Below are 24,669 nucleotides of genomic sequence, written 5' to 3'. Positions count from 1 at the left end.
CCCTCGGGTCAAGCACCTTGTGGCGACCCAATAGGTGCCGAGTCTGAACCAACCGCTCCGTGGTCACGGTCATCATCGGTCATAAGGTCTCCGAGTTTTTCCGAGACGTAAGCGGCGACGCGCGCCTGGCCTAGAGCATTTAGGTGAAGTTCGTCATAGAAGCAGGTAGGGTCGCCGCCGATGAATTCCTCAGCCCTGATCATTGGTAGGTTGAATTCTGCGGCCGTGTCTTCAATCGTGGAAATCCAATGCCTTCGCCGCGTCATTCCGACACGGAACCAGTCGGAGCGCCCATGATACCTGAGTGGAAACAGCGGATCGGTATCATACTCGCCGGTGCGGTAGGGTGCCGTAGCGAGCACCAAGCGTATCCCCAATTGCTGGGCCGCTGTGGCTAAGAGTCTGAGGACCATGACAGCGGCTGCTTGTCCGCGCGGGATCTCTGGATGACCAGGTTCGCCAGGCGGAAGAATCGTGGCACCACGTGCCGTATCGCTCCAATAGGTGCCTTGCTTGTAGAGGTAGTCACGGTCGCTGTGCGGAGCAAACAGGACGACGGTTCCGCCCGGGCCGACAAGAGGGTAGACCTTATTGACTAGGACGTTCAGCAGCTGCAGTGTTGTGGATCCCGAATATCCTCCATTCATACACTGCACATTGTGGCCTTTGCTGCGGAGGGTCCGCTCGACGACGGAGACAAACCGGTCATGCTCGGGAGCATAGAGAGACTCCACAAACGAATCTCCCAAAAAGACTACGGGTTGCGTACCGGGAAGTGAGGGGTTGCCGGTTTGTATAAACCCGTTTTCATCTGAGCGGCACCGAAACGGTCCCACTTGCAGGGTTCCGTCAGTGCCCGAAAGGTACTCGGGGGATGGAGTGATCCATTGGTCACTACGAGGTGTGTACTCTTTCAGCCGGATGTATCGCTTCGCCATCTATGCTCCTTCGGTTTTGGTTCTAGATACAGCGTATACAACGCTGACCGGCCCGAAGCTCAATTCGTCATTGCGGCAGTTGGATTGTCTTCCGCTAGATGACACTAATACTTCGAAAACTTGTAGATAGTGTGATCCGAAGTAGAACTCGGACCCTTCTCAGTGCGAGACGATAGTTCTCTGGTGTGATATATATCGCGGTAATCGTTCATGTTCATGTTCATGTACATCGCACACACGGGCGTCACCGCCTCGCGTGTCTGCATTGGTGAGAACCCAGCGTCCGCACGAGAGGAAAGCCGTTTTGGTACGACCCCTGCGCGAGTACCAATCGTATCTTGCTTCTCTGGGGCACGGTCGAAAGATAGGCTCAATGCCGATAAAGTGTCCGAGCCGTCGGTACACTGCTTGCACGGATGCTCAAAGCGCAACGGTCCAACTCGACTTACTGGATTGAACCAATTGACTGGAGAATAACTTGTCTAGAGGCCAGTTTTCACTCGTGGTGGCGCTCTATAACGTAGCGGAATATGTGCCGGCGTTCCTGGAATCGCTACGCACCCAGTCGTATCCACTCCAGAACCTAAATATCGTGGTAGTTGACGACGGCTCCACCGATAACTCGGCTGAGCTGGTGGACCGGTGGGCGAGGCAGAACCACCCGGCCCTCCGCCTTGTACGGCAGGAAAATGCCGGGCCCGGTGCAGCCCGAAACGTCGGTCTGGTGTTGGCTGAAAATAGTTGGGTCACTTTTTGCGATCCAGATGACATTTTCCATCCCTCCTACTTCCAGGATGTGGCTAATTTCTTGGAGTGCGACACGAACGGTGCCGCGCAACTGCTGGCGACCCGGCTGGTCCAGTTTCAGGACGGCACCAGCAACCTGAACCATAGTCATCCCCTCGGCAAAAAGTTTCGGTTTGGCAACAGCCTGGTTAGCTTGGAGGAGAACCCGGAGTACATCCAACTGCACGGCCCTACCGCGTTCCTACGTCGGGATGTTTTGGCCAGACATGAGCTGACCTTTGACGAACGGATTCGGCCCAAGTTCGAGGACTCCAACCTGATTGGCCGCTACCTTGCGGTGGTGGACGAACCCGTACTCGGCATTGTAGCCACGGCCCGCTACCTGTACCGGCGCAATCGCCGGCAGGGAGCGTCCTTGGTGGCGAGAGCCTGGGCCGATCCGCGGGCCTATAACGAGCTTCCGAGGTACGGGTACCTCGGAATGCTCCAAGCCATTAACGAACGGCTCGGGAGGATTCCGCACTGGGCGCAGTACATGGTGCTTTATGACTTGGTGTGGTTCTACATAGATGACAAGCGGATGCACAGCCATACCGCGGGTGCAACTGCTGAGCATCAGGAAACCATGCATGCCCTGCTCGAAGAGATTGTGGCACTTTTGGATACGGAAGTGATCGACACCTTTAGCGTGGTCAGCCAGGGGTGGATCTTCCACAACATCCTGCGCAGCTATTACAAGAGATTGGAGAGCGTCCCTCCGGTGGTGCAGGAAACAGCACGTGATGAACAGCGGGGTACGGTCCGCTACTCTTACCTCTTTCAGGCTCGGCACCCCGAGGAAAAGATATTCCTAGACGGTGCGCCGGTGGCCCCCCTGGCGGCCAAGGTGCGTGACCATCAGGTGTTGGGCAGGACCCTGATCAGGGAACGGATCCTAATTCTGCCGGAAGGCCTCCAGCTGGAAATGGTTCTGGACGGCACACCCGCCGTGATCACCACTGACCGAGGCGTGCCGCTTCAGCCAAGCCAAGTTCCCGAGCAGCTGCCCGGCTTCAGATTGATGCAGCCGGCAGTTGCTCCGATGGCCCCGGCATCGCTGGCCAAGCGGATCACCCAGCTGAGCCGGAAAGTCGATACGCTTCGGCAGAACCGCACCCTGCACCGATCACTGACGGGGAAAAGCGCACCGGCGGAAGCCTGGGACAGCAGCACCCGGTTAGCGAGGCGCGTGACCAAACGTCGAAGAGCTGCCCAGCAAGCGAAAGCCGATCAACAACTGATCGCCCGTGCCGGCCAGGAACCCGCCGTCTCCCGTTACAAGGACGCATGGATTCTGATGGACCGGATCGGCCGGGCGGATGATAACGCCGAGCACCTGTACCGCTACCTGCTGCGTGAGCGTCCGGACGTCAACGCCTGGTTCCTGCTGGATCGGCAGAGCCAGGACTGGGACCGCCTGATCCGGGACGGTTTCAAACTCGTTGAATACGGATCCGATGAGTCGGTGCTGCTGTACCTCAATGCCGCGTTCAAAATCTCTTCGCACGCCAATCACAACGTCGAGTACCCGGTCAGTAAACGCCGCTTCGGCCCGGGAACAGCGCGGTTTGTGTTCTTGCAACACGGCGTTATCAAGGACGACATGTCCCTGTGGCTGAATACCAAGGACATTGCTCTCATGGTCACTGCCTCGGTAGCCGAGTACGAGTCCATCGCCGGGGACGGGAACGGCTACAACCTCACACCCTATGAAGTGAAACCCACCGGGTTCGCCCGGCACGACACGCTGCTTCAATCCGCCCGGCGCTCGCCGGTGGAAGGACGCCGGACCATCCTGATCGCACCTACCTGGCGCCAGTACCTGGGTAAGGAGCTCGCCGCAGCGGACTCGGACGCCGCCCGGGTCCGGATCTTCGAGGAAAGCGAGTTCGGGAGCGCGTGGCTGCAGTTGCTCCGCTCAGCCGAGCTCAGGGAATTCTGTGTGTCCCGCGGGCACCGAATCCTCTTCCTTCCGCACCCTGAACTCGAAGTCATGGTGCCACTGCTGGACCTCCCGGACCACGTCCAGTCCGCCAAGTACCCGGACATTTCGGTCCAGGAAAAGCTGGTTGAGGCGCACACCCTGGTCACCGACCATTCCTCCATAGCATTCGACGGTGCATACGCCGGAGCGCGGGTGCTGTACATGCAGCCGGACAGTGATGACATTTTCGGCGGCGGACATGTGTACCGCAAGGGCTACTTTGATTATGATCGGGACGGTTTGGGTCCGGTTGCGGACAGCGTGGATGACGCCGTCGCGCTGCTGATACGGGTAGATGCAGCGGAGTCGGCGGTATATAAAGAGCGCGTCCAGCGGACCTTCCACGTCTGGGACTCGAACAGCTGCGCCCGGATTACGACGGCCATCGAGGACCTGACGCGCCGGTGGAATGGACAGCTTGCCCTTGGCAGCGTGCCCGACACGGCGGACCACTCCAAATGAAGAGTCCAGGTTGGCTCAAACGGGGAGTGAAGGGACTGCTGGTCCGGGGCGGACCCTTGGCAGCGAAGCCGGAGACGTCGGCTTCGGCGATCTGGGCGGAGCCGGAACTGACGCCTATCCCGGCTCCGAATCCAAATCCTGAGGTGCTGAGCAGCTGGTGGGACGGGATGTCCTCCCTCGTACACAAAGACGTTCCCGAAGCCTCTGCTCCGCAGTGGTATGCGCAGCGCCTGACCGACTTGATGCCCCACATGGACTACATTCAGCACAGCGGGCATGAGTACTTCGAGGTTATACAGCGGTGCATTGCAGGAATGCTTGACGGTCCAATGGGGCAAGGGATCCTGCAATTCGTGGGCGTCCACGAGCGGGTTCTGCTCTCACTCACCGCCGCACAGCGCCGCGGCGATGTTCTGTTGGTTCTTGCGGATCTGCAGGACAATGGCAGGAGTTACCTCACCGCCCCCACATCAGATAGTTCGGCGGCGGGCCAACGGCTGGCTGTGCCTGCCTATTTGCCGCTGCTGTCCAGTGCCGTTGAGCCCTGGCTGCTGAACTTAGCTGCAGTCGATTTGCGGGTAATGGCCCGACTAACCCGTTTCGAGTGGGTCGGGGATGGCAGTCTCCACATCGGGGCATGGGCCTACCTCGCCGGCATCGATCCTGCAGACAGCATCCTGGAGGTAGGCCTCCGGCAGCAAGGATCATGTGCTGTATCCGCGCTCGCCGTGCACAGGTACCAGGATCCTCGCATCGACGTCGCGGCTGCGGATCGCTGGCGGTCGTACGCAGGGGCGGCGTTTGCCGTATCGGTGGATACCCGCACATTGATGGGTCTGCACCAGCCCGGCGGGGTCAGGGAGTGGACGCTGCAGGTGACGTTGCGAGTTGGAGGATTTTCCGCGACCGACCTGATCCGGGTTCGGGACGTGGATCTGGTGCCACGGCGCTTTCCGGTGGGCGCAACGGTGGACGCCCGGTCACGGGTGATCGGTTTGATGGATGCCGCGCAAGGGCTTCGGCTCAAAGCCGTCCGGTATACGTGCGTTGCTTCTACTGTGGAGATTGACGGGAATGCCGTGCGGGTCGGCTTCGGCCAGTCAGAAGACGTCGTGCCGGTGAGGCTCTACCTCGACGCACCTGGGCAGCTGCCAATCGAATTTGGGCAGGAGACCAATGGCACCGGTTTTATTGTTGATGCGGCCTCCGTCGCCGGCGCCTTCCACAGCGGTGAACGGGAGAACCGTTGGGCGCTGCGGGCGCTTCTACCCAACGGCAAGACCGAACTCGTGGCATGGGGCAACTCGGGGACCGACCTGACCTCAGTATCAGAGGCAACCGCCGCGCTGCGCGCCGAGTGCACCGGTTACGGTTACCTGCAGCTTTCGTGGCGCCCGGAACGCCTGACGTTAACTAATGCACAGATGCTCGAAAACGCTGCCACGATCATTTTGGAGGGACGCGTCGGCGCATGCTCCGGCCCCCCGGGACCGGACCTTCCGGACCTGGTACTGCGAACTGCCCGCGATGACCTCCGCCCCTCATCCACCCGCTGGCTGGATGAGGATGGAAGCTTCCAGGCAAATTTTTCCCTGCTGCAAGATAAATGGGGGCACGGAGAGTCCGCTTGGGAGCAGGGACATTACCGGGTACTTCATGTACTTGCCGCCGCTAAGGCCGGAGGCGTCCCCACGGCCCGCGTGCCCGCTCTGGGGCAGTTACTCGCGGAGCTACCACTACAGTTCGAACACGAGTTGCTGAGCTTGGAATTGGTGGGGGAGGGCAACGAGCAGGATTTGGTCCTTCGCGTTTCCGCTCCGCGGACCGCGGTCGAATGGACGGCTCTCCACCGCAATCTCGCGATCACGGCCTACGCCCAAACGGAGGCGCCAGTCGATCCGGGAATTGTCCTGTTCGAGACTTTCGACGGCAAATTCTGTTCCGACAGCGGTCGAGCGATCAGCGACCTTCTCGGTGGCCGCACGACTGGTCTGCAGCGCTACTGGTCCGTCGCTGACTTCTCAGTGCCGGTGCCCCGGGGCTGCACACCCGTCTTGAGGGAGAGTATGTTGTGGTTCCGGCTCCTCGCGACTGCGGGCTACTTGGTCAACAACAACAATTTTCCGCATTACTTCCGGAAACGGACGGGGCAGGTCTACCTGCAGACCTGGCACGGGACCCCGCTAAAAAGCATAGGTGCAGACACACCCGTTGCCGGAACAACCGCCTCCTACCGGGCACTCATCACACGGGAGGCTGCGGCTTGGGACATGCTGCTGGCGCAAAACAAATTCGCTGCCGACACTTTGAGCGCAGCCTTTGGTTACCGGACGGAGCCGGCCATCTTCGGATATCCTCGCAACGATGCACTGACCGCCTATACGGCTCCAGTTCGCCGGGCCGAGACCCGGCGCCGGCTGGGCATAGAGGACGGCCAGAAGATGCTGCTCTACGCGCCCACGTGGAGGAACAGCAGAGCGGCAGCGAGTCCCTACTTGGATTTCGAGGCCGCCGCGGCAGGGCTGGGACAAGATTATGTATTGCACTACCGCGGGCACCACAAGATAGCTGGCCAGCGGAAGACCACCGGGCAGGACTGCTATGTAGACGTGACTTCCCATCCGGATATAAACGACCTGTATCTGGCTGCGGACCTGCTGGTCACAGATTATTCATCTGCCATGTTCGATTTCTGCGTGACAGGAAAGCCGATATATTTTCTCACCCCTGACCTTGCCCAGTACCGGGATTCCGAGCGAGGTTTCTATTTCGACTTTGAGGAACAGTCACCAGGGCCCTTGGTCCGGACTACGGACGAGCTGGTGACGACAATTCTGAATAGTGAGACCACTGGAAAGCTGTATCGCGGGCACTACCGAGATTTTGTTCGCCGGTATGCCCCACAGGACGACGGCGGTGCGGCGGCTCGGGTAATTGAGGCTGTTTGGGCGAGGCAGGAGGGGCACAGAGAACCAGCTGAAGCTTGAGTATCCTCAGGGAGCTAAAACGTGCCCATGGACCAGCCGCAACTGCTGTAAGCAGCTTTCGGTGGAGAACGGCAGAGTGGGATGACACCCAATATTTCTGCCAGAAACTCACCATTTCTTCATATTCCGCGTATCATGTAGCCGGGGAACGCGTTACATCTGACGATTTGGCGGCGTGCGGCAGGGAAGCTGCAAGTACTTGTAGGGCATTTCCCTAAAGACGCACCTTTAATCGACAGGACATTAAATGACTGTACAAGCTGTTATTCTCGCCGCTGGAATGGGAACTAGGCTCGCGCGGCCACACCCAAAATCACTGACCCAATTGGACGATGGGCGTACGATCATGGGGCAACAGGTAGAGAACCTGCGTGCAGCCTTCGGAGATGAACTTCGTTTGACCATCGTGGTGGGCTACAAGCTCGAGCAGATCATGGAACACATGCCGGAGGCATCATTCGTTTACAACGAAGCCTTCGACCAGACGAATACATCTAAAAGTCTCCTAAAGGCGCTGAAAAACTCCTTCGACGGGGGTGTCCTTTGGATGAATGGTGATGTGGTGTTCGATCCAGGGATGCTTGAGTACCTCCGAGACGCAATCTACGAGGATAGGTCGTTTATTGCAGTGGACACTTCCTCGGTCTCTGACGAAGAGGTCAAATATACGGTAGATGAAAAGGGTTACATCAACCAGTTATCCAAGCAGGTCCAGCAGGCACTTGGTGAGGCAATCGGCATCAACTACGTATCCTCGCGTGACAAGGTCCTTTTGACCGAGCAGCTTGTGCGCGTTGCCGACCAAGACTATTTCGAGCGTGGAATTGAGTTGGCAATTGCTGAGGGAGGGGCAAAATATATCCCAATGGATATCGGCCAATTTTACGCTGTAGAGATAGATTTCGCCGAGGACCTAATACGCGCAAACCAACAGATGATGGACGCCCAAACCGTCATCGCTTAGCTACGCAACAGATATATGCGTTCATAAGAGCCAGGTAGACACGACAAGCTCCATAGGGGGAACAATGTTAGGTTGGCAGGCCATATACAAGCATGCACGGAATCTGGAAAACAAGGATGACTGGCAAGCAGCGGCTGCAGCCTATGAGCGTCTCCTGCGCAGCGGCGAAAGCGAAAACCCCAAGGTTGTGTTCCGTTTGGGGCACGCCTATTTCCGCTTGAACAGGCTGGATGAGGCGAAGCCGCTCATGGCAAGGGCAGTAACCCTTCAGCCGGATAATGCAGCTTGGCATTACCGGCTTGGTTTTGTACTCGAACGACAAAAGCATTTCAGTGAAGCTATACGTCATTACCAGCGCGCGCTGAAGATAGATCCAGCGCAGAAATCCTGGCTTCATCGTATCGAGACCTGCGAAGCGCACATTGTGAAGGCGCGTCTCGATATGGTTGTGAAAGGCAAAGGCCCCACGTGGCAGATAACGGAAGTTTTGGAAGCAGGCCTAGCGTCGCACAGCGGTGATCCTGTGTGGGCTGAACGTCTGGGCGACGCACATTTCAAGATGGGCAGGTATGCCCAGGCTGCTGATGCTTATGCCAGGAGCGCACGAATCCGCCCCGAGGAAGCCAAGTATCACTTCAAAGAGGGCTGGGCCTGGCAGTTGACAGGGGATGAGCACTCCTCTGAGAGGGCCTATGAAATGGCCGTTTCGCTGGACACACGTCTGGGCGCGCGCGAGTGGGGTGTGGGCGCTTTCTTTCAAGCACGGGGCCAGTGGCCTTTAGCTGCATCTAGTTATGAAAAGACTATACGTTCAGGCAAGAATACATCTGACTTATATTACCGACTCGGGATTGCACGCCAGAAGATATACGACTGGGAAGGTGCGGCCAGCGCTTTTCGTGCCGGCCTCAAAATCGACCCAGCATCTGAAACCCTGTATTGGCGTCTGGGGCTCTCCTATGAACGCATGGGCGATCTGGTGAAAGCAGAGGAAAACTATACTCGCTCCCTAGGTAGTACGCTCCCAGGGAGCCGCTATTGGAAGTACCGTCTCGGTCACGTCCTTCGGCAGCAAGGGAAATATAAAGAGGCGTCGCTAGCTTATTACCTTTCTCGGGAGGACGACCAACCCCCGATAGGGCCCGCGGGTCTCGGAAATTCCTACCTTGAAGAGGCACTCGAACGTGACCTCATGATCGTTAAAACTACGCAATCAGCCCCAAGTCTAAAGAACTTTGGGTTAAGGGCCGAAGCGCTGGGGTGCTTTACCGTCGCCGCCGCTGCATATGCCAGTGCGGCGGAGCGCAGTTCAAGTTATGACGCTGAGCTGTACTTCAGGCTAGGTCGTACATTCATGCTGGGGGGACGCCATGAAGAAGCGTCTGCTGCCTTTGCCGAAATTCGGCAGTTCAAACGTCCTCATGCCGTCGACACCGCTCAGTACATGAAGAACAAAACCCAGAAGCAGGGAATGTTCTACACCGAATACATGGAAACTCTCAGCATTCAGGATCATACGATCGTGTACGAAAGCGGCCATGGGACAGCGATTGCGGGTAATCCTTTGCAGCTGTTTCGAAATATCAGCGACGATCCTCGTTTTGAGAGCTATAAGCACGTCTGGGTACTCGATAGCGGTAAGGATATCCCGGCGGAACTGTTTGGTCGTCCTGACGTTATTTTCGCTCCGAGAGACAGCGACCTTTATCTGCGCTACCTTGCAACCGCGCGATACTTGATCAATGACAATACCTTTCCGCCGTATTTCATACGTAGAGAAGGCCAGGCATATCTGAACACGTGGCACGGCACCCCATTGAAGACGCTTGGCCGCGACATCAAGAGTGGCGTCTTGGACCACAAGAACGCTGCACGTAATTTCCTGCATGCTACGCATATTATCGCCCCCAACCGTTTCACTGCCGACTGTCTGATCGACAAGTACGATGTAGCGGGCTTGTTCAGCGGCCAACTGGCTGTGACCGGTTATCCACGTGTAGACGCTACTCTCAATGCGACAGCCGAGCGTCGCCAGGCCTTGCGAGACAGATTAGGTGTACCCGCCGGTCGCAGGGTGGTTCTGTATGCTCCAACCTGGCGAGGCTCCTTGGCAGACAGGAGCTTGGATAGTGACCGGCTTCTAAATGACGTCGAGGCACTTGGGTCTGGTGAATGGCACTTCCTCTATAGGGGGCACACCATGACGAGCGATAGGGCCAAGGGAGCCCTGCTGGATCTTCACACGGTCCCGACGGAGATCGATACGAATGATCTACTGGCCATTGTGGATGTATTGATCACGGACTACTCCAGTATCTTTTTTGACTTCATTCCGACAGGTCGTCCGATCGTCTACTACACCCATGACCTCGAAACTTATGAAAGTGAACGGGGTCTTTACTTCGATCTCAAGTCGATGCCGGGGACGGTATGTCACGACCTCGACGCGGTCATCAAGTCAGTAACTGACGCTGTTATGTCTCCTCATTCCGCTCATAAATCAGCGATGCACCTTCAAAGAGAGCTTGAATTCTGTCCCCTGGAAGACGGACGATCTTCATCGCGCGTCTTGGAGTTCTTTTTCTTCGAAAGTGATGAGTGCGTGATTCCAAACCAGCAGGACGATAAACGCAACGTCTTGCTGTTCCAAGGCTCCTTCCTACCAAACGGCATTACTACCAGCTACCTAAACCTGGTTTCTCACATTGATCAAAAAGAAAATAATGTGTATGTCGTAGTAGATCCAGACGCCTTGGCATCACAACCTGCCCGGCTCGAGAAGTTCGCGCAAAACCCGTCCCATGTCAGGGTGTTGGCGCGCGTAGGAAACCACGTCCTTACGCCCGAAGAGCGTTGGGTTATCGACAAGATGAACGCTCAACACAATGTGAGTTCTGCGGAAATGTGGGAGATCATCAACCGGGCCTTTGCGCGCGAGTTCCGGCGCGTATTCGGTGCTTCAGTGTTCGACTCGGTGATCTGTTTTGAGGGATACGCTCGTTTCTGGGCCGCGCTTTTCGGTAACGCGCCGCTAGATCAGGCTAAGAAGTCGATCTATCTGCATAACGATATGTACAAGGAGTGGCAGAACCGCTTTGAATACCTCGAGGCAAACTTCAGGCTGTTTAAAAACTTCGACTCTCTGATATCGGTTACTGAGAGCGTCGGTGAAGAAAACGCGGGCCGATTGTCTGATAAATTTGGCCTAGACAAGGAAGCATTCACGTTTTGCAATAACTTGGTCAATCCGGACGAAACGCTTCGTATGGCAGAAGAACCGTTAGACGTAGATATAGCCTCGTGGGTCAAGGACGGAGACACGCTGTTCGTTACGCTGGGCCGGCTGTCGCCCGAAAAGGGACACGCGAAGCTTATCCAGGCGTTTGCGCAAGTCGTGCAGGAGCAGCCTCGAGCGAAGCTTGCGATTCTTGGTGACGGCCCGCTGCACGAATCGCTTCAGCGACTGATCGATACTCTCGGCATACAGCGAAAAGTCTTACTGGCTGGACGTCGAACGAACCCGTTCGCAATCCTGAAGAACGCTGATTGCTTCGTTTTCTCTTCCGATTACGAGGGCCAGGGGCTCGTGGTCCTAGAAGCATTAATTTTGGATCGCCCGGTAATTTCTACTGACGTTGTTGGCCCCAGAAGCGTCCTCGAGGGCGGCTACGGGCTTCTCGTGGAGAATTCGGTAGATGGGCTTGCCCGCGGCTTCCATCGCTTCTTCCGAGGCGACATACCCCACGAGCCGTTTAATTATGAGGCGTACCAAAAGGATGCCCTAGAAAAGTTTGCGGCAATAGCGCTGTAGACGCCGTGGTCGGGGAAGCCTGCGAGGATAGTTTTGTCAGTAGCCGTGATGAAGGTAGCTTTTCCATAAGCTGCACCCTGTAGACGGGTAGAACGGCGATGCAACTATAGGTTCTCCTAGGTCATCATCGTGGTCGCTTTATCAGGGCAGTCTCTCTTGCGACAGCAAGCGCCACGAATCAACGCTGTAGCAGTGTTATTTCCGGCGGACACAAAGGTCTGGACCTGTTTGAGGGCATAGCTACATATCCTCCGTTGTCGCCAGGCATGCCATATCCAGACAAAAATCCTAACTAGGAGAAAGCAGGGCAACGATGGAGCATCACGTCTATGTGGCAATGTTCGGAGCATTGCCGGATCAGCCCACAGGCTTGGCGGTGTCAGTTCTCCGACGGGCTCAGGCTTTTGCTACGAAAGGGATCACTACAGAAATTCTTGTTGACACCTTCACTCCTGACTACGACGGGCACGCAAACCGCCTGCGTGCGTTGGGACGTCTGAGCGATCTCACGATCGTTCGGAGCATGTACAACGACCTCGCCGGCCAGCCCCAGTACGGCAGCTCCACCCTCTACGTGTCCCCTCTCGGTGGAGATGGCTGGGAGTACGTTCAGGACGACAAGCGAAGCGAAGCATGGCGGGGTCGTGAGAACGGTACCTACAGGCATTTTGTGTGGATGCGCGGCGAACAGGTGCACTTTATTGACCATATGCACAATAACCAGCGTGTGCGGCGGGAATGGCATGACGTTGCAGGGCGCGTCTGCAAGATTGAGTTGATGAATTCAGAGAACAAACCTGAGCTCATCCGTTACCTCGATAGGGGCGGATTTTGTTACCTTGAAGAACTAATGGACTCGGTCACCGGAAAGTTGCGGGGAATAGTTCTGAATCAGGTAGAAGGAACGAGCTTATTCTTCCGGACTAAGGTCGATCTCTTCAGGCATTGGATGCAGCACCATGTCCTCAATGGCGATGCCTCGCCGACCATCATCTCCGAATACGGCCTGCGGCGCACCGCGCTGGAGGCGCTTGAACGTGAAAATAACGCGCGAGTTATTTACACGGTGCACAACAATCATTTTCCGTCACCGTATACCTATGGCGAAGTTCGTGCCGACATGCGCGATTTTTTTGACCACATGCACAAATATACGGATGTTATCGTCCTCACCGAGGAACAACGGATAGATATCTGGAAACAGTATGGGCATCTCGAGTCGGTACAAGTGATTCCTCACCATATGCCGAAATCGACTGGCGTTGGACCTCGTGATGAAAAAAAGGTCGTCGTCCTGGGTCGATTCCACGATATGAAAGGGCAACTTGATGTGGTTCGTGCGTTCCCAGCTGTCCTGAAGACGGTTCCGGAAGCAAAACTGGAGTTCTACGGTCGCGGGCCTGATGAAGAGAAAATTCGTGCAGAGATAGTGTCGCTAGGACTGGAAAAATCCGCTCGCGTAGTCGGCTTTACTAACGACTCGTACCAGGTCTTCTCGGAAGCAGCTGTCTCTGTTGTCGCGTCTGACTACGAGGGCTTCTGTCTCTCTCTTGCGGAAAGTATGGCCTCGGGATGTGTTCCTGTTTCCTATGACGTGAAATATGGACCCCGAGCCCTGATACGAAACGGTGTTGATGGACTGCTTGTAGAGCACGGAAATCTACGTGAATTGGCCGATGCCATGACCTACCTCCTGAATAATGATGACCGACGGAAGCAGATGGCGCGATCTGCAATGGAAGTTTTAAGCACCTTGTCGGAGTCGCGGTTCTTGGACGATTGGATGCAGGTTCTGGAAGACAAAATTGTGAAAGGGCGAGCTACGCAGGGGGATGAAGTCGTCCCCTCAGAGGACCACATAACTGAGTCTGTGCACGCGGGTTAGCCGAACCCTGAGAGTCGGACAGGGAAGCCGGGAACCCAGAGTCAAACCGACAAAATATGTCCATGGAGACAACCGCCGACAGCGTGGCGGAACTCCTCGGGAACGGCCGGGTTGGCGTTTTGACAACCCGGCCCTGCGGATGTCCTTCACCCCCCCAATTGGAGGTGCAAGAGCTGTTCTTGGTTATTATCCAGCGAGGTTTTTCCCGGAAAAGCGACCCCCCTGCCGTTGGACCTAGCTGCTAGTAAGGTGGCCAATCCTCAGAGCCAACCTACTGGGCATGGCGAGACGGAGTGCAAGAATGCTGTCGGCGGGGCCGGGGGAGCTAATGCGAGTTGTATTACGGGGACTCTTTCGTCGCAGCTATAAATAGCCGGTACATTGCTGTCAGGCTTTGCAATGAAGCGGTTCCGTCCCCATAAGGATTCATGGCTTCAGCCATCGAGTTGAAGTGCGTCTGGTCATGCAGAAGTCGATTGACTTCGAAAAATATCCGGTTTTCATCAGTGCCGATAAGCTTCACCACCCCTGCCTCCACCGCCTCCGGCCGCTCCGTGTTCTCTCGCAGAACCAGAACCGGGGTGCCGAGGCTCGGGGCCTCTTCCTGAACGCCGCCGGAATCGCTCAAGACAATGTGGGCCAGCGACAGCAGCCGGGTGAACTCGCCGTATTCGAGCGGTTCGGTGACTAGCACGTTCGGGAGACCTTCCAATGCCGGCAGCACCGCATCACGGACGGCCGGGTTGGCATGTGCAGGGAACACGATGGTCAGGTCAGGTTCCGCAGTGGCAATGCGGGCCAGGGCTCGGCCTATCCCGCTCATCGCCTCGCCCTGGTTTTCCCGCCGGTGTGTTGTGACGAGGAGAACCCGGCGGCCGGAGGAAGCCAATGCCTCCAACCGGGGATCCGCAAACGGCACCTGCTTCTGGACGGTCGCAAGCAACGCATCGATCACCGTGTTGCCGGTAACGACAATGGTTGCCGGGTCGACGTTCTCCGCCAGGAGATTGGCACGGCTGGTTTCCGTCGGTGCCAGATGAAGGCTGGCGATCTGGGACGTGATCTTCCGGTTGCCCTCTTCGGGGAATGGTGACAGCGGGTTGCCGCTGCGCAGACCGGCTTCGACATGGACCACGGGGATTCCGCAGTTGAAGGCAGCAAGGGCGGCTGCCGTCGAGGTGGTGGTGTCGCCCTGGACAACCACCGCGTCCGGCCGGTTCACCGCGAAGAGTTTGTCCAGCCCGCTGATGGTCCGGACAAGGATGTCATTGAGCGACTGGCCGGGTTCAAAGATATTCAGGTCATGATCCGGGGTGATGCCGAACAGCTGATTCACCTGATCCAGCATTGAACGGTGCTGGCCGGTGACCGTAACAAAGCACTCCAGGCCGGGGGTCTGCTTCAGCTCGGCGATAATCGGCGCCATTTTGATGGCCTCGGGACGGGTCCCGTAAATAGGCATAATGACTGGCAAAAGAAACCCCCGGTGACGACCTAAAGCTTGTGAATCCCCTTAGCTTATGCCAAGAGGCCAAATTCCTCGGTTAACCAGCGGCATTGTCCTTAGCCGAACAGGACCAGCAGTATCACCAGAGTGGGGACAGCCAGGAACGTAAGGACTGCCAAGGAGAGGGCGATCAGCCGCTGCCGGCGGTATTCCGTGCTGCGTTCGGCCGTGGCCCGCACCGGGTTCCCGCGGCGCGCAGGGTCCTCCCGGGGCGCAGGTTTCACCGGGTTGCCCGAAGCAGGGCTATCGCCCGTCGCCACGGGAGTCGACGTTGGACCTGGCGCTGTTTTCAGGTGCCGGGCAGCGGCGATGTCCGGATAATGCGAAGAGGGCATGGACCAACCATTCCACATCTTGAGTTCCTACCAGCCGCAGCACCAACCGGCGGCAAATCGTTATCCGCTTCTGTCAGTGCCCTGCGGTAGGCTTCCTAATGACATAGACGGTTAGCGGCAATGACGGCGAAGACCGGACGGGACGGGCGCTAATGAGCGGCACCAGCAGCACCAAAGACACCTACGCAAGCAGGAATCGGGATTACTTTGCAGACTAAAATCACCGCCAACGCGCAAGCGCTGAAGCGATGGTTGAGCAACGCAGAGGTCTCCCTGGGCAACCACAGCGACCGCCTCAATGCCATCAATATCTTCCCCGTGGCCGACGGCGACACCGGCACCAACCTGTACCTGACGCTCCGTGCGGCATCCAAGGCCGCCGCAGCGAAAGACACTGCCGACATCGGTGCCCTGCTGGAAACTGCTGGCCGGGCCGCCATGGAATCTGCACGCGGCAACTCCGGAACGCTGTTCTCCGTGTTCCTGACCTCCATGGCCGAACCCCTGGCCGGGGCAACCCGGCTCTCCGCACCCCTCCTCGCCACCGCCCTGCAGCGTGCACAGCTGCGCTCCTGGTCCGTACTCAGCGATCCGGTGCCCGGCACCATGCTCTCCGTCCTGGAAGCTGCCGCCCACGCCGCCTCGGACAGCGAAGCAGCCGTCACCGGCGACGACAGCAATGCCGGGCTCGCTTTGACCCTGCACGCCATCATGGACGCGGCCCTGGCCGCCGTCATCCATACCGAGAGCCAGCTCGATGCGCTCACCCGTGCCCGCGTGGTCGACGCCGGCGGTGTCGGCTTCCTGCTGGTGCTGGACGCCCTGCGCGCCGCCGCCCTGGGCGAGGAGCTGCAGGAAGAGCTGCTGGACGGACTGCACGGCTACGACGTCCAGGACCCGCACATCCACGCCCACATGCCCCGCATGGAAGGCGTGGAAGTCATGTGCACCATCACCCTGAGCCCGCTGGATGCCGCTACCCTGCGGCTGCAGCTGGACGAGCTGGGCGACTCGGTCATCATGAGCGCCGTCAGCCCGGTGGGGGACGGCTACCGCTGGCGGATCCACGTCCACACGCCCGACGCCGGCGCCGCCATTGATCTGCTGCGCAGCCTGGGGGATCCCGTGAACCTCACGATTACGGAGTTGTCCGCGGACGGCCACGAGACCAATGAAATCCCCGAGGCCCATGGACTCTAGGCTCCCCAGGGAACTCGACTTTCCGCTGGACCGCCGGATCGGCAAGGTTACGGCCAATGCCATGGAGAAGCAGCTTGGCCTGAAGACCGTTGGCGATCTGCTCCACCATTTCCCGCGCCGGTACCTGGAGCGCGGCGAGCTCACACCCATCGCCGAAATACCGTTCGACGAAGACGTCACCCTGATAGCCCGGGTGCAGAGCAACAACCGCCGGCAGATGCGGGCCCGCAAGGGGACGATCGTCGAGGTGGTTGTCACCGACGACACCGACGGCAGCCTCGGGCAGCTGCACCTGACGTTCTTCAACGGATTCAATGCTTCCAAGGAACTCACCGTCGGCACCCGGGCCATGTTCTCCGGCAAGGTGGGCGCCTACCGGGGCCAGCTGCAGCTGACCAATCCCAGCTATGTTCTCCTGGATGAAGACTCGGTGGACGAGGAGGAGGCCAAACGGCCCATCCCCGTTTACCGGGCCTCGGCCAGGGTGGCCAGCCCGACCATCGCGAAGTCCGTGTCGATGCTGCTGGACAACATGGAAGCCGCCCGGCTGCGCGATCCGATCCCGGCGGCAATCCGGCAGCGCGACCGTCTTCCCGACATCACGGATGCCTACAACAAGATCCACCGGCCGAACACTATGGAGGAGGCCTACGCCGCCCGGCACCGGTTCCGGTACCAGGAGGCCCTGGTCCTGCAGACCGCACTGGCGCGACGTCGTGCCCTCACCGCCGAGGAGGAAGCCACCGCGCGCCCGGCCGTCCCGGGCGGGCTGCTGGACCGCTTCGACGCTTCCCTTCCCTTCACCCTGACCAACGGGCAGGCCGAGATCGGGCGGGACCTGTCCGCCGAGCTCGCCGGCGACCATCCGATGAACCGCCTCCTGCAGGGCGAGGTGGGCTCCGGCAAGACGCTGGTGGCGCTGCGCGCCATGCTGCAGGTCATCGACGCTGGGGGACAGGCCGCCCTGCTGGCACCCACCGAAGTCCTGGCCTCCCAGCACTACGAGTCCATCAGCGCGATGCTCGGCCCGCTGGGCCGCGGCGGGCAGCTGGACGGGGACCCGGACGGCACCAAGGTGGTGCTGCTGACCGGGTCGATGAACACCGCCGGGCGCCGCACCGCGATGCTGGACGCCGCCAGCGGTGCCGCCGGCATCATCATCGGCACCCACGCCCTACTGTCGGAGCACGTCTCCTTTGCCGACCTCGGCCTGGTGGTGGTGGATGAACAGCACCGGTTCGGCGTCGAGCAGCGCGATGTGCTGCGTACCAAGGGGCACAGCACCCCGCACCTGCTGGTCATGACGGCCACCCCCATTCCCCGCACCGTCGCGATGACCGTCTTCGGTGACCTGGAGGTCTCCACCCTCACCGAGCTGCCCGCCGGACGCGCCCCCATCTCCACCTACGTCTCGCCGCTGGCCGAGAAGCCCCAGTGGGAGCAGCGGATCTGGGCCCGCGCCCGGGAGGAGATCGACGCAGGCCGGCAGGTCTACGTGGTCTGCCCCAAGATCGGTGCCAAGGAAGAAGAGCCCGGCAGCGACCTGGCCCTGTTCGACCCGAAGGAAGCCGCCGCGGGACAGGAACGCGCCCAGCGGCAGGAGCTGACGTCCGTCACGGAACTGACCGAGTACCTCACCACCGTCCCGGCGCTCGCCGACAAGATCATCGCGCCCCTGCACGGACGGCTGGACCCGACGGAAAAGCACGAGACCATGGCCGCCTTCAACCGCGGCGACATTGACGTGCTGGTCTCCACCACCGTCATCGAGGTGGGTGTGGACGTGCCCAACGCCTCGCTCATGGTGATTATGGACGCGGACCGGTTCGGCATCTCCCAGCTGCACCAGCTGCGCGGCCGGGTGGGCCGCGGCGGGCTGCCCGGCACCTGCCTGCTCGTCACGCAGCTGGAACCGGGGCACCCGAGCCGTGAGCGGCTGGAGGCCGTGGCCGCCACCACCGACGGCTTCGAGCTGTCCCGCAAGGACCTCGAGCTGCGCCGCGAGGGGGATATCCTCGGCGCCAGCCAGTCCGGCGGCCGGTCCACCCTGAAGCTGCTGCGCGCGGTCCAGGATGAGAAGCTCATCGAAAAGGCCCGCGCCGACGCCGTCGCCCTGGTGGCCGAGGACCCGGACCTGCGCGAGTACCCGGCCCTGGACGAAGCGATCGAGGCGTCCCTGAACCCGGAAGCTGAAGCGTTCCTGGAACGCGGCTAGCCGCACTCAGCCCGTCTCCCGGGCCGGTCCCGCTCCGGGCAGCGGATAAAGTGAAGGCATGAGCCGCATTATTGCCGGGGCTGCCGGCGGAACCACCTTGTTCAGCGTTCCCGGGGACGGAACCCGCCCCACCACGGACCGGGTGAAGGAAGCCCTCTTCTCCCGCCTGGAGTCCTACGGCATCCTGCAGGAAGCCCGCGTGCTGGACCTGTTCGCCGGGTCCGGGGCGCTGGGAGTGGAGAGCGCCAGCCGCGGAGCGACCGCCGTCGACCTGGTGGAACTCGCCGACAAGCCCGCCGCCACCTGCCGGCAGAACGCCGAGCTCGTCAACAAGATCCTGGCCCGGACCTGCGTGAACGTGCACCGGGCCAAGGCCGAAACCTTCCTGCTGCGCGTCCCCGCGGATGTGCGCTGGGACGTGGTCTTCATTGACCCGCCCTACGCCTTCACCGAAGCCGAACTGGCCACGGTGCTCACGCCGCTGGCGGGACATCTTGCCGTCAACGCCGTGGTGGTACTGGAACGCTCCACGCGTTCCCCCGAGCCGGTCTGGCCCGAGGGCATGGAGCGCTTCAGCGAACGTAAATACGGCGAGACCACACTGTGGTTTGCCGAGCCGTCCGACGATGACGCAGAGTCCGGCGAGGACGAAGCGGAAGCCGCGCAGGCCTAGCCGGCAAACACGTCCAGGTCCTCACCCGTCAGCACCGCCGCCGGATGCGGACCGGCAGCCAGGAGCTGCTGCGTCCACTCGGCGGGCCAGGGGAACGGCGTTGCCGCGAGCACAATGTTGCCGGGGTACCGGCCGGTGAACATGTCGCGCTGCGCCAGCGCCGCCACCCCTCCGTCCGTCCCGAGCGCCGCCTGCACTTCCCGCACCTGCCGGCGCGCGAAGGCCAGCGGCGGATCGTCGCCGACGTTGACCAGCAGTACGCCGGCGGGGGAGAGCAGCGCCGCCAGCTCGGCGTAGAAGTCCGACGTCGCCAGGTGCGCGGGTGCATCGGGGCCGGCAAAAATGTCCAGCACGATAGCGTCGAAGGACTGCCCGGCAAAACGGTCCAGCGATTCGCGGGCATCGCCGATCACCGTCTCCAAGGATGTCCCCTCCGGCAGTGGAAGATGCGCCAGGACAAAGTCCAGCAGCTCGCGTTCCAGCTCCACCGCCACCTGCTCGGACCCCGGGCGGGTGGCCTGCAGGTAGCGGGTGAGGGTCAGCGCTCCGGCGCCCAGGTGCAGGGCGCGCAGCGGCTGCCCGGCCGGTGCGGCCAGATCCAGGACGTTGCCGATCCGGCGCAGATACTCGTAGGAGATTTCCTGCGGGCGGGCCATATCCACGTGGGACTGCTCCGCGCCGCCGATGCTCAGCACATAGGCGCCGGGGGTAAAACCGTCCTCGCTGATGGTGGCGTGGGCGCCGATGCCCCGCAGCAGCCGGGACGCATTCACAGCACACCGCCCAGCCGGGCGAGGCGCTCGGAGGCCGAGTCCAGGACCTCGGTCTTCTTGCAGAACGCGAACCGGAGCAGGGACCGGGTCCGCCGGGCTCCTTCGGCGTGGCAGAACACGGCGACCGGAATGGCCGCTACCCCGATCAGTTCCGGCAGCCGGCGGGCCAGCTCCGTGGCGTCGGTGATGCCCAGGGGCGAGGTGTCGGCGGTGACGAAGTACGTTCCGGAGGACGGCAGGACGTCCATCCCGGCGGCCCGGAGGCCGGCGCCGAGCAGGTCCCGCTTGGCCTGCAGCACCGCAGCGGCTCCGGTGAAGTAGTCGTCCTCCAGTCCGAGGCCGACGGCGACGGCGGATTGGAAGGGCGTGCCGGAGGTGTAGCTCAGGAAGGTCTTGACCGTACGGACCGCGGACACCAGCGGCGCCGGGCCCGTGAGCCAGCCGATCTTCCATCCCGTGACGGAGAAGGTCTTCCCAGCCGAGGAAATGGTCAGGGTCCGGTCCGCGGCACCGGGCAGCGTCGCTACCGGGATGTGGACGGGCCCGAAGGTCAGGTGTTCGTAGACCTCGTCGGTGACGATCACGGCGTTGTGCTTTTCCGCCAGATCCACGATCTGCTGCAGCACGCTGCGGGGGAGGACCGCCCCGGTGGGGTTGTGCGGGTTGTTGACCAGGACCACGCGGGTGCGGTCGGTGAACGCCGCCTCGAGGGCGCCGTCGGCGGGCAGGAAATGCGGAGCCTCCAGGGCGACGGTGGTGTGCGTGGCGCCGCTGAGCCCGATGACCGCGCCGTAGGAATCGTAGAACGGCTCGAAGGTCAGCACCTCGTCGCCGGGACCGGTCAGGGCCAGCAGGGCCGAGGCAATGGCCTCCGTGGCGCCGGTGCTGACAATGACCTCGGTGTCCGGGTCCACCTGCAGGCCGTAGAACCGCTCCTGGTGCGCTGCGACGGCGGAGCGCAGCACCGGCAGGCCCTGCCCGGGCGCGTACTGGTTGGCGCCGGAGGCAATGGCGGCCCGCGCGGCGTCGAGCATTTCGGCCGGGCCGTCTTCGTCCGGGAAGCCCTGGCCCAGGTTAATGGCGCCGTGCCGTGCGGCCAGCGCGGTGATCTCCTCGAATATGGTCACGCCGAGGTTGCCGTCCGCTGCGAGCAGGTTGGCTCCTGCCGCTGTCCGCTGCCACGGCTGGGCGGCGGCTGGTCCGTTGCCGGTCTGCGCGCGGAGCAGGGACGCGGCTGTGCTGTTACTCATGCAACAAGTATTACCCGCCGGCACCCGGTAGATTCGACCTATGCGACGCGCTGTATGCCCCGGCTCCTTTGACCCCATCCACAACGGCCACGTGGAGGTGATTGCCCGTGCGGCAAGCCTCTTCGACGAAGTCATCGTGGCGGTGTCCACCAACTACGCCAAGAAGTACCGCTTCAGTGCCGAGGAACGCCTGGCCCTGGCGGCCGAAACCCTGGGCTCGCTGCGCGGGGTTTCCGTGGTTCCCATGGGGGAGGGGCTGCTGGCGGAGTTCTGCCGGGACCACGGTGCGTCCGCGGTGGTGAAGGGGCTGCGGTCCGTGCAGGACTACCAGTACGAACTGCCGATGGCCGTGATGAACCGGCAGCTCACCGGCGTGGAAACCGTCTTCCTGGCCGCGGAAAGCAGGTACACCCACCTCTCGTCCTCCCTGATCAAGGAAGTGGCGGCACTGGGCGGGGATGTTTCGGAGTACGTGCCCGTCGCGGTCCTGAAGCAGCTGCAGGCAGGCTAGATCGGATTCGCGCAGGCCGGGCGGATTAGTCCGGCCGCCACGCCGCCGGTCTCCTCCACGAAGCGTCCCAGCCAGTCTCCCGGCCCCAGGTCCGGCTGCGATTCCACCATGGTGACGTTCACCGAGCTGCACTGTTCGAGGTTCAGCTCCGCGCGGGTGACGTGGTAGCGGGACGTCACCACAATGATGTCCGTCCAACCGCGGTCCTTCGCCAGGCGGGCGACGGCCCGTGCCTCGCCGCGGGTGGTCATCGGCTCCGGGTTGAAGCAGACGATCAGCGGGTTGCGGTTGCCGGTGCAGACCGCATCGGCGCGGATGTTGCCGGGCGTGAACGTAGCGGACAGCGCCAGCACCGGCGCGTAGCCCTGCTTCACCAGGTCCAGCCCCACCGGCAGGCGTTCGTTGCCGGCACCGGCCAGGACGACGACGGCGTCCGCGCGGGCGGGCTCGGCGGCACTGGCGGAGGGGTAGACAAACAGGATCGACGCGACCAGCAGCCAGACGGCAAAAAGGCACACGGCCGCCGTCGTACTGTGCCGAAGGAGCCGGTGCCCCAGGAACCAGCGGAGGATTGTCACGTTCCAACAGTAGGGGACGGCTCCGCGTCCGGCGGGGAAGCGGCTCCGGGACGCCGATTAGCCGGATGGCCGCCGGCGGGTAAACTGGGATGTGGAGCGCGTGCCCGCATGGGCTCCCTGGCTGCGGTGCAGCCGCAGTTTGAGAGATTCCGGCAAGTCAGGCTAAGATGATATGTCGGTCTATGTTCTACAGGAGTTCTCATTAGCGAATTTTCGCGGTCCAATCCGGAAACTCCCCTGGCTATCAACGTCAGGGACCTCGGGCGCAGCCCGGGAACGATGCGGACCTTGCATGAACATGTACCGGCACCGAAAGACTTCGGTGTTGCGCTTATCGGCGTTCCGGAAGGATCCAGCCTCGAGCTCGATCTGAGGTTGGAGGCCGTGCACGAAGGGATTTTGGTATCCGGCGTAGCAATTGCCCCCGTAAAGGGCGAATGCGGCAGGTGCCTGAAGCCACTCGCGTATGACCAAGAAGTCGATGTGCAGGAACTCTTCTACTACGAGGACGCTGAGTCCTTCGAAGAAGAAGATGAAGAAGAGCAGCACCGGATCGAGCGAGATGTCATCGATCTTGAACCGGTATTGCGGGACGCAGTGGTTCTTACCATGCCGTTCCAGCCGGTGTGCCGGGAAGACTGCCCAGGCCTTTGCTCCGAATGCGGAGCGCGCCTAGAGGAGGATCCGGGTCACCACCATGAAGTAGTGGATCCTCGCTGGGCAGCCCTCGCCGGGTTGACCGGCACGGCCGCAGAAGATACTGCGGCACCAAGTACAGATTCAGACGAGAGAGAAGAGAGTTAGCCGTGGCTGTTCCGAAGCGGAAAATGTCCCGCGCGAATACACGTGCACGCCGGTCCCAGTGGAAGGCGACCGCGCCCAACCTGGTGAAGACCGTGGAGAACGGCCGCGTCACCTATAGCCTGCCGCACCAGGCTAAGGTCGTCACCGACTCCGCCGGCACTGCGCTGTTCCTTGAATACAAGGGCCGCAAGGTCGCGGACGTCTAAGACCAGTGTTCGGCCCGGTTGTGCGCATCAGTAACGGTGCTGCGGACGGGCATATGAATACTGCTTTTCGGGTTTATCCAAAAAGTGAAGAATACTGAAGAGCTTATGAAGCGTCTCGGTGTCGATATCGACGCCGGGACGCTTCGTCTTGCACTCACGCACCGCTCCTACGCCTACGAGCAGGGCGGCATCCCCACGAATGAGCGCCTGGAATTCCTCGGCGACTCCATTCTGGGGTTCTCGGTAACCGATGCGCTCTACCGGGATAATCCTGACCTTTCCGAGGGTGAGCTGGCCAAGCGCCGCTCCGCCGTCGTCAGTACCCGCGCCCTCGCCGGCATTGCCCGGAACCTGGGCCTGGGCGAGTACATCCTGCTGGGCCAGGGCGAAAAGCTCACCAACGGGCGCGACAAGTCCTCCATCCTTGCCGACACCACGGAAGCGATCATCGGTGCCGTCTATCTGGACCACGGCATTGAAACCGCCCGCAGCATGGTGATGCGCCTCGTGGGGCCGCTGCTGTCCAACGCCGAAGCGCTGGGCGCCGGCACGGACTGGAAGACGAGCATCCAGGAGATCGCCGCCGGCCGGAAAATGGGCGACATCGAATACCGGGTTTCCGGTTCCGGTCCCGATCATTCCCGCAGCTACGTGGCCGTCCTGCATATCGGCGACAAGCCCTTCGGCACCGGCACCGGCCACTCCAAGAAGGAAGCCGAGCAGGAAGCCGCCGCTGCGACCTGGAAGCTGATCAACGCTAAGGAAGCCGGCACCACGGCTGCCGGCGCCTAGGGGCGCCC

At 60.8% G+C, this 24,669-nt stretch carries 18 protein-coding genes; 12 read left to right on the top strand and 6 right to left on the bottom strand.

Features of this window, described 5'->3' with window-relative positions; translation table 11 throughout:
• Positions 1 to 8 precede the first annotated feature (8 nt).
• Positions 9 to 938 carry an SGNH/GDSL hydrolase family protein gene (locus tag N2K95_RS10515; protein ID WP_260651519.1) on the bottom strand — a complete coding sequence of 310 codons (930 nt, stop codon included), beginning with the start codon at positions 936 to 938 and terminating at the stop codon, positions 9 to 11.
• A gap of 502 nt (positions 939 to 1,440) precedes the next feature.
• Between N2K95_RS10515 and N2K95_RS10510 the strand changes: the two genes are divergently transcribed.
• The 5 genes from N2K95_RS10510 (at position 1,441) to N2K95_RS10490 (ending at position 13,817) form a co-directional block, all read left to right on the top strand.
• Positions 1,441 to 4,170, top strand: coding sequence for a bifunctional glycosyltransferase/CDP-glycerol:glycerophosphate glycerophosphotransferase (locus N2K95_RS10510; protein ID WP_260651518.1), 2,730 nt, complete (start codon positions 1,441 to 1,443; stop codon positions 4,168 to 4,170).
• 167 nt (positions 4,171 to 4,337) lie between these two features.
• A complete protein-coding gene (locus N2K95_RS10505) occupies positions 4,338 to 7,157 on the top strand; it encodes a CDP-glycerol glycerophosphotransferase family protein (protein ID WP_260651517.1) in 2,820 nt (939 codons plus the stop codon).
• Between the two features lie 247 nt (positions 7,158 to 7,404).
• Positions 7,405 to 8,121 carry a phosphocholine cytidylyltransferase family protein gene (locus N2K95_RS10500; protein WP_260651516.1) on the top strand — a complete coding sequence of 239 codons (717 nt, stop codon included), beginning with the start codon at positions 7,405 to 7,407 and terminating at the stop codon, positions 8,119 to 8,121.
• A 64-nt stretch (positions 8,122 to 8,185) separates the two neighbouring features.
• Complete coding sequence (locus tag N2K95_RS10495; RefSeq protein ID WP_260651515.1) at positions 8,186 to 11,932, top strand: CDP-glycerol glycerophosphotransferase family protein; 3,747 nt, start codon at positions 8,186 to 8,188, stop codon at positions 11,930 to 11,932.
• Positions 11,933 to 12,245: 313 nt separating this feature from the next.
• Positions 12,246 to 13,817, top strand: coding sequence for a glycosyltransferase (locus tag N2K95_RS10490; RefSeq protein ID WP_260651514.1), 1,572 nt, complete (start codon positions 12,246 to 12,248; stop codon positions 13,815 to 13,817).
• Between the two features lie 340 nt (positions 13,818 to 14,157).
• On the opposite strand, the gene wecB is transcribed toward N2K95_RS10490, so the two are convergent.
• Together wecB and N2K95_RS10480 are read right to left on the bottom strand one after the other, a co-directional pair.
• Positions 14,158 to 15,291, bottom strand: coding sequence for a non-hydrolyzing UDP-N-acetylglucosamine 2-epimerase (wecB, locus tag N2K95_RS10485; RefSeq protein ID WP_260651513.1), 1,134 nt, complete (start codon positions 15,289 to 15,291; stop codon positions 14,158 to 14,160).
• Between the two features lie 89 nt (positions 15,292 to 15,380).
• On the bottom strand, positions 15,381 to 15,659 hold the full coding sequence (locus N2K95_RS10480; RefSeq protein ID WP_260651512.1) for a hypothetical protein: 279 nt from the start codon (positions 15,657 to 15,659) through the stop codon (positions 15,381 to 15,383).
• 240 nt (positions 15,660 to 15,899) lie between these two features.
• On the opposite strand from N2K95_RS10480, the gene N2K95_RS10475 reads away from it, so the two are divergent.
• From N2K95_RS10475 to rsmD, 3 genes are read left to right on the top strand one after another with little or no spacing between them, the layout of a single operon-like run.
• Positions 15,900 to 16,859, top strand: a complete 960-nt coding sequence (locus N2K95_RS10475; RefSeq protein ID WP_260653785.1) for a DAK2 domain-containing protein — start codon at positions 15,900 to 15,902, stop codon at positions 16,857 to 16,859.
• Complete coding sequence (locus tag N2K95_RS10470) at positions 16,849 to 19,074, top strand: ATP-dependent DNA helicase RecG (protein WP_260651511.1); 2,226 nt, start codon at positions 16,849 to 16,851, stop codon at positions 19,072 to 19,074. The genes N2K95_RS10475 and N2K95_RS10470 overlap by 11 nt, the downstream gene beginning before the upstream one ends.
• 58 nt (positions 19,075 to 19,132) lie before the next feature.
• Entirely contained in the window at positions 19,133 to 19,747 is a 615-nt protein-coding gene (gene rsmD / locus N2K95_RS10465; protein WP_255791588.1) for a 16S rRNA (guanine(966)-N(2))-methyltransferase RsmD, read from the top strand.
• On the opposite strand, the gene N2K95_RS10460 is transcribed toward rsmD, so the two are convergent.
• Entirely contained in the window at positions 19,744 to 20,520 is a 777-nt protein-coding gene (locus tag N2K95_RS10460; RefSeq protein WP_260651510.1) for a spermidine synthase, read from the bottom strand. The genes rsmD and N2K95_RS10460 overlap by 4 nt on opposite strands.
• Positions 20,517 to 21,770 (bottom strand): aminotransferase class I/II-fold pyridoxal phosphate-dependent enzyme, encoded by a 1,254-nt coding sequence (locus tag N2K95_RS10455; RefSeq protein ID WP_260651509.1) that lies wholly within the window; start codon positions 21,768 to 21,770, stop codon positions 20,517 to 20,519. The genes N2K95_RS10460 and N2K95_RS10455 overlap by 4 nt, the downstream gene beginning before the upstream one ends.
• Before the next feature lie 40 nt (positions 21,771 to 21,810).
• Here N2K95_RS10455 and coaD point away from each other — a divergent pair, with 40 nt between their 5' ends.
• The gene (gene coaD, locus N2K95_RS10450) at positions 21,811 to 22,281 is read left to right on the top strand and encodes a pantetheine-phosphate adenylyltransferase (RefSeq protein ID WP_260651508.1); all 471 of its coding nucleotides are present in this window, start codon (positions 21,811 to 21,813) and stop codon (positions 22,279 to 22,281) included.
• Here coaD and N2K95_RS10445 read toward each other — a convergent pair.
• Positions 22,278 to 22,859: a YdcF family protein gene (locus N2K95_RS10445; RefSeq protein ID WP_260651507.1), complete on the bottom strand. Its 582-nt coding sequence runs from the start codon at positions 22,857 to 22,859 to the stop codon at positions 22,278 to 22,280. The two genes, coaD and N2K95_RS10445, sit on opposite strands and share 4 nt — an antisense overlap.
• 237 nt (positions 22,860 to 23,096) lie before the next feature.
• On the opposite strand from N2K95_RS10445, the gene N2K95_RS10440 reads away from it, so the two are divergent.
• From N2K95_RS10440 to rnc, 3 genes are all read left to right on the top strand, one after another.
• On the top strand, positions 23,097 to 23,663 hold the full coding sequence (locus N2K95_RS10440; protein ID WP_255791645.1) for a YceD family protein: 567 nt from the start codon (positions 23,097 to 23,099) through the stop codon (positions 23,661 to 23,663).
• Between the two features lie 2 nt (positions 23,664 to 23,665).
• A complete protein-coding gene (gene rpmF, locus N2K95_RS10435; RefSeq protein ID WP_146364453.1) occupies positions 23,666 to 23,869 on the top strand; it encodes a 50S ribosomal protein L32 in 204 nt (67 codons plus the stop codon).
• Positions 23,870 to 23,953: 84 nt separating this feature from the next.
• Positions 23,954 to 24,661, top strand: coding sequence for a ribonuclease III (rnc, locus tag N2K95_RS10430; protein WP_255791593.1), 708 nt, complete (start codon positions 23,954 to 23,956; stop codon positions 24,659 to 24,661).
• Positions 24,662 to 24,669: the final 8 nt, after the last annotated feature.

This window comes from Arthrobacter zhaoxinii (assembly GCF_025244925.1).
Lineage (GTDB): Bacteria > Actinomycetota > Actinomycetes > Actinomycetales > Micrococcaceae > Arthrobacter_B > Arthrobacter_B zhaoxinii.
Note: the sequence above shows the minus strand (reverse complement) of the source record. Positions and strands in the feature narration are given on the sequence as shown.